Origin of the sequence: Streptomyces sp. 8K308 (assembly GCF_004348315.1) — a bacterium.
GTDB lineage: Bacteria > Actinomycetota > Actinomycetes > Streptomycetales > Streptomycetaceae > Streptomyces.
In genome coordinates, this window is record NZ_SMKC01000390.1 from 1 (window position 1) to 6240 (window position 6240).

At 74.3% G+C, this 6240-nt stretch carries 7 protein-coding genes; 5 read left to right on the top strand and 2 right to left on the bottom strand.

The genetic code is table 11. The features are described 5' to 3' along the window. From E1265_RS32095 to E1265_RS32100, 3 genes are all read left to right on the top strand, one after another. On the top strand, nt 1–827 hold an 827-nt coding region (locus E1265_RS32095; protein ID WP_165953951.1), incomplete at its 5' end, for a sulfotransferase. Then, complete coding sequence (locus E1265_RS37490) at nt 824–1267, top strand: hypothetical protein (RefSeq protein ID WP_165953952.1); 444 nt, start codon at nt 824–826, stop codon at nt 1265–1267. The genes E1265_RS32095 and E1265_RS37490, both read left to right, overlap by 4 nt. Continuing rightward, nucleotides 1264–2448 (top strand): glycosyltransferase family 4 protein, encoded by a 1185-nt coding sequence (locus E1265_RS32100; RefSeq protein WP_132934481.1) that lies wholly within the window; start codon nt 1264–1266, stop codon nt 2446–2448. Before E1265_RS37490 ends, E1265_RS32100 begins: the two co-directional genes overlap by 4 nt. 34 nt (nt 2449–2482) lie before the next feature. Here the strand turns inward: E1265_RS32100 and E1265_RS32105 are convergent, their stop codons facing one another. Both E1265_RS32105 and E1265_RS32110 read right to left on the bottom strand, forming a co-directional pair. Continuing rightward, on the bottom strand, nt 2483–3139 hold the full coding sequence (locus E1265_RS32105; RefSeq protein WP_207931293.1) for a response regulator transcription factor: 657 nt from the start codon (nt 3137–3139) through the stop codon (nt 2483–2485). Continuing rightward, a complete protein-coding gene (locus E1265_RS32110; protein WP_347877270.1) occupies nt 3115–4206 on the bottom strand; it encodes a histidine kinase in 1092 nt (363 codons plus the stop codon). The genes E1265_RS32105 and E1265_RS32110 overlap by 25 nt, the downstream gene beginning before the upstream one ends. A gap of 188 nt (nt 4207–4394) precedes the next feature. On the opposite strand from E1265_RS32110, the gene E1265_RS32115 reads away from it, so the two are divergent. Further along, entirely contained in the window at nt 4395–5153 is a 759-nt protein-coding gene (locus E1265_RS32115; RefSeq protein ID WP_132934482.1) for an ABC transporter ATP-binding protein, read from the top strand. Continuing rightward, the coding region (locus tag E1265_RS32120) for an ABC transporter permease (RefSeq protein WP_132934483.1) at nt 5150–6240 on the top strand (1091 nt) is incomplete at its 3' end. The genes E1265_RS32115 and E1265_RS32120, both read left to right, overlap by 4 nt.

Sequence of the window (6240 nt, forward strand, 5' to 3'; positions counted from 1 at the left end):
CCCGGGGACCGCTCCACCCCCGGCCGCCGGCCGATCCGGCCAGGGATCGGCTGCTGCGCCGCCCCGTGTTCATCATCGCGCCGGTGCGCTCGGGCTCCACCCTGCTGCGGCTGACCCTCAACGCGCACTCCCGGCTGCACGCGCCGCACGAACTGCACTTCCGCCGCCTTGAGGTGGCGCACGCCACCCGGCTCGCCGACCGCTCGCTCAGCCTGCTCGGCATGGACCGCACCGAGCTCGAACACCTGCTGTGGGACCGGGTGTTGCACCGGGAGCTGGTGCGCTCCGGCAAGCAGATCCTGGTGGAGAAGACCCCGGGCAACGCCTTCGTGTTCCGGCGGGTCGCCGCCTGCTGGCCGGATGCCAGGTTCCTGTTCCTGCTGCGCCACCCGGCCGCCGTCGCCCGCTCCTGGCACGAGGCTGACCCGGTGAAGCGGAGCCCGGAACACGCCGCGCACGACGCGTTGCGCTATCTCAACGCGGTGGAGCGGGCCCGCCGGGCGCTGCCCGGACACACCGTGCGCTACGAGGAGTTGACCGCCGATCCGGAGGCCACGTTGCGCGGGGTATGCGACTTCCTCGAGGTCGGCTTCGAGCCAGGGATGGTGGAGTACGGGCAGGCGCCAGGGGGGACGGCGGGCCTGGAGAAGGGGCTCGGCGACTGGCGCGAGAAGGTCAGGTCCGGCCGGGTCCAGCCAGGCCGTGAACTGCCGCCGCCGGACGCCACGCCGGCGGTGCTGCGGGAGATCTGCGCCGCCTGGGGATACGCGGGGGCGGAGGCCGAGGCGGCCGCCGGCCCGCTGATCGGCAGCGGGCGGACCTCGTGAGGGGCCACGCCGAGCTGGCCCAGGTGTGGCCACGGGACGGCGCGCTGCGGCTGGTCGGCCGGCTGCACGACCACGACCCCGAGCCGACGACGGCCGGTGGCTGGGCGCTGCGACTGACCCGGCGGGCGGCGGCTGAGCACCGGGCGCTGCGCTATCCGGCGCCGCTCGACGGGGTGGCCTTCGACGCCTCGCTGCCGGTGGCCGACCTGGTGCCCGAGGGCCCGTTCGAGCCGCCGGTGCTGTGGGACGTGTGGCTGGCACCCCCGGGGGACGGCGGCGCCGGGCTGCGGGTGGGTCGGCTGCTCGACGACATCAGGGGCAAGAAGAAGATCATGGTCTTCCCCGACCAGCGGGTCACCAGGGGCGAACTGACGGCGCTGGTGCGGCCGTACTACACGATCAAGGACAATCTCTCCGTCGAGGTGCGAGCCGGGCGATGAAGATCCGCTATCTGCTGCTGCACGCCTACGGGATGGGCGGCACCATCCGGACGGTGTTCACCCAGGCCGGGGCGCTGGCCGCGGCGGGCCACGACGTGCGGGTGGTCAGCGTGCTACGGCGCGCCGACCGGCCCTACTTCCCGCTGGATCCCCGGGTGCGGCTGTTCGCCCTGTGCGACCTGCGACCGGGGCACGAAGGGCCAGGCACCGAGCCGCGCGGATGGCTCGGCCGGCTCGCGGCGCGCCGGGCGGAGCTGGCGCCCCGCTACGTGCCGCGCGGCGAGGGCAGCCACTCGGCGCTGACCCGCGGCATCGAGCGCCAGGTCATCGGCTACCTCGGCGAGTTGCGGGACGGGGTGCTGGTGACCACCAGGCCCTCGCTGAACCTGCTCGCCGCCCGCTTCGCCACCCGCGGCGTGCTGCGGGTGGCCCAGGAGCACATGAACCTGGCGGTGCACCAGCCGGACGTGCGGGCGGCCATCGCCCGCTGGTACGGGCGGTTCGACGCGATCGCGGTGCTGACCCAGCGGGATCGGGAAGACTACCTGCGGGTCGCGCCCGGCACCCGGGTGGAGTGGATCCCCAACGCCGTCCACTCGCTGAAGCAGAAGCCGTCGACGTGCGCCAGCCGGATCGCGGTCGCGGCCGGGCGGCTGCGCCCGCAGAAGGGCTTCGACCTGCTGATCAAGGCGTACGCCCAGGTGGTGGACGACTTCCCCGACTGGCAGCTGCGGATCTACGGCACCGGGGACCGCGGGAAGCAGCTGCGCCGGATGATCGACGAGCGCCACCTCTACAACCACGTCTTCCTGATGGGCCGCACCGACCAGATGGACGAGGAGCTCGCCAAGGCCTCGCTGTACGTGCTGAGTTCGCGGGCCGAGGGGTTGCCGATGGTGATGATCGAGGCGATGACGCACGCGCTGCCGGTGGTGAGCTTCGACTGCCCGACGGGCCCGGCGGATGTGATCACGGACGGCAAGGAGGGGCTGCTCGTCCCGCCCGAGGACGTGGACGGCCTGGCGGCAGCGCTGCGCACGATGATGACCGACGAGGGCCTGCGGGCGCAGATGGGCGACGCGGCGCTGACCACCGTGCAGGCGTACTCGCCCGAGGCGATCCGCGACCAGTGGACCGCGCTCTTCGAGTCGCTGCCGGCCGCTCGGGCGAAGGCCGGATGACGGTCGGCCGCCCCGGCGCTCAACCGGCTCCCCGTCAGACCCGGAGGTAGGCCAGCACGGCGAGCACCCGGCGGTGGTCGTCCGGGGCCGGCGGGAGGTCCAGCTTCGCCAGGATGCTGGCGATGTGCTTCGCGACGGCGGCCTCGGTCACCACCAGGCGCCGGGCGATCGCCGCGTTGGACCGGCCCTCGGCCATCAGCGCGAGCACCTCGTGCTCGCGCGGCGTGAGGCGGCTCAACGGGTCCCGGCGCCGGGCCAGCAGCTGGCGCACCACCTCGGGATCCACGACCGTCGCCCCGGCCGCGACCCGGTCGAGGGCGTCGGCGAACTCCTCGACGTCCCCGATGCGCTCCTTGAGGAGATACCCCATCCCCGCGCCGCCCCGGCGCACTTCGAGCAACTCCTCGGCGAACGTCTGCTCGACGTACTGGCTGAGCACCAGCACCGCGAGACCTGGCTGCTCCGCCTGGAGTCTGCGGGCGGAGCGCAGGCCCTCGTCGCGGTAGTCGGGGGGCATGCGGACGTCGGCGACGACCAGGTCGGGCTTCTCCCGCTGGGCGGCGGCGAGCAGGGACGGCCCGTCGCCGACGGCGCCGACCACCTCGTGGCCGAAGCGGCGCAGCAGGTGGACCATGCCCTCGCGCAGCAGCACGGCGTCCTCGGCGATCAGGACGCGGAGGGGTGGTGACACGGGATCTCCGCTCTGATCAGGGTGGGCCCGCCGGGCGGACTTGACAGGAACATTCTGCCGTCGGCCACGGCGATCCGGTCGGCCAGGCCGATCAGGCCGCTGCCCCGCGCGGTGTCGGCTCCGCCCACGCCGTCGTCCTCGATCTCCAGGCGGAGCACGCCCTCGGTGCCGCGGGCCGCGACGCGGCACCGGTCGGCCCCGCTGTGCTTGGCGATGTTGGTCAGCGCCTCGGTGACCACGAAGTACGCCGTGGCCTCGACGCTGGGCGGCAGTCGGTCCGGGAGGTCGATGTCCAGGTCGACCGGGACGGGGGAGCGCCCGGCTATGTCCCGGACGGCGGCCGGGATTCCGCGCTCGGTGAGCACCTGAGGGTGGACTCCCCTGATCAGCTCGCGCAGCTCCGCCAGCGCCTCCCCGGCGAGCGTGTGAGCCTCGCCGATCTCCTTGGCCGCGACGCTGCCCGGCGCCAGGTCGAGCGCCGCGAGCCCCAGCTTCATGTGCAGCGCCACCAGGCGCTGCTGGGCGCCGTCGTGCAGGTCGCGCTCGATGCGCCGACGCTCCGTCTCGAAGGCGTCGACAATTCGCGCCCGGGAGCGGACCACCTCGCGCAACTCGCCGTCCTTCGGGGCGAGGACGGCCCTGGCGAGGGCGCCGCGAGCCCCGGCCCAGGCGCCGATGGGGTAGGCCGCCACGGGCAGCAGTACCGCTCCGGCGACCGGGCCGGCGATCGTCTGCCAGGGCGCGGCGGTCGGCTGGAGGGGTGCGAACAGCAGGAAGCCGGGGATGCCGATCGACACGAGGACGACGGCGAGGTCCGCCCAGCCCACGGCCACGATGGAGACGGCGCCGTAGCTCACCGTCCGCCAGCCGTCGAGCGGCCGCAGCGGCTCGCTGTCTATCAGTGTGAGGCGCCATCTCTCGAACGGGCCCGCCATCAGGATGGCGAAGGCCAGGATATGGACGGCCGCGAGCACGCCCATCACCCTGCCGAAGGGCGCGGTCAGCACGCCGATCAGCGCGAGACCGAGCGCGGTGCTGAAGAAACCGCCGGTCAGGAGATATGTCACCGCCCGCAAGGGCCAGTTGCTACGGAGATACCCCAGAGGCCGGTAGCTGAGAGCCTCCAGGACGTTACGGGGAAACACGCGACCGACCGTACCGAGTGGACGCGGCCCGGGCGGTAGTGCCAGGTGGAGTATTAGTTCTCGCCCTGGCACCAATGTGCCGGTGGGCCACCGTGGCGTTGCCTTGAGCCATGACCGTTACACAGACCGATCCCGCTCCCCCTCCCGTCCGGCTCCGCGCCGTACGCAAGCGCCACGGCGCAGGGGAGCACACCGTCACGGCCCTCGACGGTGTCACCATCGACTTCTCCCCCGGCACGATGACGGCCGTGATGGGCCCCTCCGGCTCGGGCAAGTCGACCCTGCTCCACTGCGCCGCCGGCATCGACCGCCCGTCAGCGGGCGAGGTGTGGATCGACGGCACCGAGCTCGGCGGCCTCGGCGAGGACGCCCTCACCCTGCTGCGCAGGGACCGGGTGGGCTTCGTCTTCCAGGCGTTCAACCTGGTGTCGGCGCTGACCGCCGCGCAGAACGTCGAGTTGCCGCTGCGGCTCGCGGGGCGGCGCCCGGCGGCCGGCGCCGCGCGCGACGCCCTGGCGCGGGTCGGCCTCGCCGACCGGTCGGGGCATCGGCCGAGCGAGTTGTCCGGGGGACAGCAGCAGCGCGTCGCGATCGCCCGGGCCCTGATAGCGCGCCCGGCGGTGCTCTTCGCGGACGAGCCGACCGGTGCGCTGGACAGCGCCGCGTCGCGGGTCGTGCTCGGGCTGCTGCGGCAGTTGGTCGACGCCGACGGGCAGGCGGTGATCATGGTGACCCACGACCCGGCCGCAGCGGCGGTCGCCGACCGGGTCGTGCTGCTGGCGGACGGGCGGCTGGCGGACGAGGTGCCCGGCGGCGCGGGGGCCGAGGCGATAGCCGCCCGCATGGCGGCGCTGGAGGTCCGGTCGTGATCAGCCGGGCCATGGTCAGGGGGCGTTGGGTCTCCCTGCTCGGATCCTTCGTCGCGGTCGCGGTGGGCGTCGCCGTGGTGACGATGAGCGCGTTGATCCTCCTCTCGGGCGGCACGGGCGTGCCCGAGCGGCTGGCCGGCGCCCCGGTGCTGGTCGCCAGCCCCGAAGGGGCACGGGTCGGCGGTGTGTTCACCCAGCCGCCGCCGTGGGCGCCCGAGCGGGCGGAGCGGCTGCGGGCCGCGCTGGCCGCGCTGCCGGAGGTCGAGTCGGCGGTCCCGGTGCGTGACTTCTACGCCCAGGCCGTCGGCACCGAGCAGCGTGCCGGCGAGCGGCAGGGCCACGGCTGGTCCACCGCGGCGCTCGCCTCATACGGTCTGGCGGCCGGCGGTCCGCCGGCCGCCGCCGACGACATCGTGGTGGACCGGGCACTCGGTACACGGCCGGGTGAGCGGGTGACGATCCTGACGGCGGACGGCCCGGTGGACTTCACGGTCTCGGGGACGATGGCCGGCCCCGGCTACTACGTCACCGACGAGCGGGCCGGCGAGTTGGCGGGCGGCGTTCGCGTCATCGGTCTCACCCTCGCGCCCGACGCCGACCCCGATCGGGTGGCGGAGGCCGCGCGGGAGGTCGTCGGCTCCGAGGGCCGGGTGCTGTCCGGCTCGGCCCGGGACGCGCTCGCCCCGCGACAGGACGAGATGACGCGGTGGATCGGCGCCCAGGTGGTCACCGCCATGACGGTGCTCGCCACCTTCGTCACCGTCTTCGTCGTGTCATCGTCCTTCGCCTTCACGGTCGCCCAGCGCCGCCGTGAGTTCGGCCTGCTGCGCGCCGTCGGCGCCACGCCGCGGCAGCTGCGGCGGCTGCTGTACGGGGAGGCGCTGACCGTGGGGGGCCTCGCGGCGGGGGTCGGCGCCGTGCTCGGGCTGCCGCTGGCGCCCGCGATGGCCGGGTTGCTGGTCGACGGCGGCCTGGAACCGGCGGGCTTCGCGGTGCGGTTCACCTGGTGGGTCCCGGCGGCGGCCTTCGCGCTCGGGCTCGTGGTCTCCCTGGCCGGGGTCTGGGCGGCCTCCCGGCGGGCGGGGAG